The sequence below is a fragment of the Paenibacillus sp. oral taxon 786 str. D14 genome, assembly GCF_000159955.1.
Classification (GTDB): Bacteria; Bacillota; Bacilli; order Paenibacillales; family Paenibacillaceae; genus Fontibacillus; species Fontibacillus phoenicis.
This window is the reverse complement of record NZ_GG695974.1, coordinates 176,907-178,027: the sequence shown is the minus strand read 5'-3', so window position 1 is coordinate 178,027 and position 1,121 is coordinate 176,907. Positions and strand designations below refer to the sequence as shown.

The following is a 1,121-nucleotide window of genomic DNA, read 5'->3' as shown; positions in this document are numbered from 1 at the left end:
TTTCAGTAAATATCACTGGACTTCGTAAAATTGATGGTACACCTGCCGAGATATCCTATCAGACTCACTTTTTCAAGATAGATCCAAGTCGAACAAATGAACTGCAAAACCTATCCACTCAAACGAAAGAAATTTCTATTAAACAAAACGGCCAAGCTGAGCTTCCAACCGTAATTGCTTCGTATTCAAATGGATTGCGTTTTACTGTCGAATCCAATTACAAACTCACGACAAGTTCAGATCTGATTCAAATCAATGGGAATATAATAAAAGGAATTAAGCCAGGTCGGGCGGAACTTCTCTTTGAATATGAAGGACAACAGTTGAAGTTAACTGTCAATATCTCTGGACGATCTAACTTCAGTGATGTTGATTCTCATTGGGCCAGTAGCGCCATTGCTTGGGCTATCGATCGGGAGATTGCCTCCGGATATAAGGATGGTACCTTTAAGCCTAACAATCCAATTACAGAAGCTGAATTTTTCGCGATGCTTTTCAAACTTTATTCCAATTCAAGTATGGTCCAAAGCATGAAGAAAAGCGCCGGAACTGCATACTATGACCGCGGTGCATGGAGTGACGAATATTATCGTTTTGCCGGGACCTTGAACTTGGACGTAGATGATAGTATCAAGGATATCAAACTTCGCAACCAACCAATTACCAGGCTTCAAGTGGCTCGGATCGTTGCGGGTCTCGGAGGCAGAAACTACTCCGATGATGACTCGATTCGCTATTTGTTCAATATGGGATACACTTCAGGCAAGACGTCTGCAACAGTAGAGGGCTACGCCGGAGATGATAAATTAACTAGAGCCGAAGCCATCGTGTTCTTGAAAAACTTATACGAGCTAGGATATGATATATGGCCAAAACCGCTGTCGCCTACCCCGTTCTCTGAGAATGAAAAAAATGGTGGATTCCCTGATAATACGGTTAGAGCCATTTACTCCTTAGATCATAGTTTATTTATTAAGGGAACTTTTCCAGAGGTCGCAGGAAAGACGTTTTCCGTTCATATCAACGGACCATCCCCTTTGTCCAAGAGACTAATGACCCGTTCGGTAACCGCTGATGATTATGGTAACTTTTCGTTAACTATAACAGGACTAGAAGAGCCC

1 protein-coding gene is annotated in these 1,121 nt (G+C 42.2%); it reads left to right on the top strand.

The genetic code is table 11. The features are described from left to right. On the top strand, nt 1-1,121 hold a 1,121-nt coding region (locus POTG_RS09425), incomplete at both ends, for an S-layer homology domain-containing protein (RefSeq protein ID WP_009224604.1).